Below are 1,237 nucleotides of genomic sequence, written 5' to 3' on the forward strand. Positions count from 1 at the left end.
CAGGCGCGCCAGGCGGTCCCCCCACCCGCCGCGCGTTTCGGCGTATTCCGCGTTCCACTTCCGCCAGGGCCCGCGGGTCGCGGCGCAGCACCGCGGCCACGTCGACGTGCTCGACCACGATCGATTCACTGTGCGGGTCCAGACCCGGTGGACCTGTTGGTCCGGGAGCGGCGGGGGCCGGGGGAGCGGTGGCCGGTGAGGTGGCGGAGGCGGGCGAGGTGGCGGAGGTGCAGTCCGGGCACGGATCGTCGCCGGCGTCGGGGGACTGGCCGCCCAGGACGACGATGACGAGCATCAGCAGCAGGTCGGCGAAGAGCCATCCGGACGCCTGGGCCAGTGACACCCCGCGCGGCCGGTTCACGGCTGTCTCCCCGGGCGGGCGTCGGGCACCGTCGTGTCCGTCACGGCGTCGGGTGACCGGTGGTCCGTCCAGACGTCGAGAAGCCGTTCCTGGCGCTCGCGCAACTGGTCGAGCAGGTCCAGCTCCTTGCGCAGGGCCGAGGCGCGCAGTTGGCGGTCCTGCTGGGTGCGCACCCGCACGGTCTCCTCGTGCCGCGCCAGCTCCTCCAGCCGAGTGATGTGTTCCTCGATGCGCTGCAGCAGGCTCACGAGCACCGCCCGGGAATCAGCCGCCGAGGCCAGCAGCCGCTGCTCGGAGGCGAGTTGCCGCTCGTGCGCGGCCCGGTGCGCGGCCTCCTGCCGGGCCAGTCCGTCAACCGTCTGCGCCGCGAGCACCTCCCCGGCTTTCCGTACCTCCCCCTGGAGCGAGACGGCCAGCGCCGTCACCGCGGTCTCGTAGGCGAGGCCGATGTGGTCGGCGCCGGTGCCCGCCGCCTGCTGGATCGCGTCCGGCAGTACTGTCAGGCTCCGGTCCAGGCCGGTTGCCGACTCCCGCAGCTCCAGCGCGGCGGAGGTGAGCGCGTCACGTCCTTCCGTCAGGATCGCGTGGACGTCCGCGGCCTGGCGCGCGGCCTGCGCCTCCTGACCGGCGGCCGCCCGTGCCACGGTCTCGGCGAACCGGCCGGAGGTGGTCGCCACCGTCTCGACGATCCGCCGGGCCGCTTCCTCTCCGGCGGCCACCAGGCCGGTGGTGAGCGTGTTCGTCGACGCCTGCACCGCCTCGCCGAAGCCGGTCGCTCCGCGGGTGAGGTGTTCGGCCGCGGCGGGGGCGGTCCCCCGGGGGCGCGCCGGAGTTGGCGCGGGCCCCCGCCCGCCGCGCGGGCACGCGCACCCGACA

The 1,237-nt window shown here is 75.3% G+C and carries 1 protein-coding gene and 1 pseudogene; both read right to left on the reverse strand.

Annotated elements, in window-relative coordinates:
* Positions 1-361, reverse strand: a pseudogene (locus ACFW2E_RS47195) (hypothetical protein); the annotation flags it as partial.
* Positions 358-1,237, reverse strand: an 880-nt coding sequence (locus ACFW2E_RS47200) for a hypothetical protein (protein ID WP_384478430.1), incomplete at its 5' end; no start/stop codon positions are given. The gene ACFW2E_RS47200 and the pseudogene ACFW2E_RS47195, both read right to left, overlap by 4 nt.

Origin of the sequence: Streptomyces sp. NPDC058964, assembly GCF_042741275.1 — a bacterium.
Classification (GTDB): domain Bacteria; phylum Actinomycetota; class Actinomycetes; order Streptomycetales; family Streptomycetaceae; genus Streptomyces.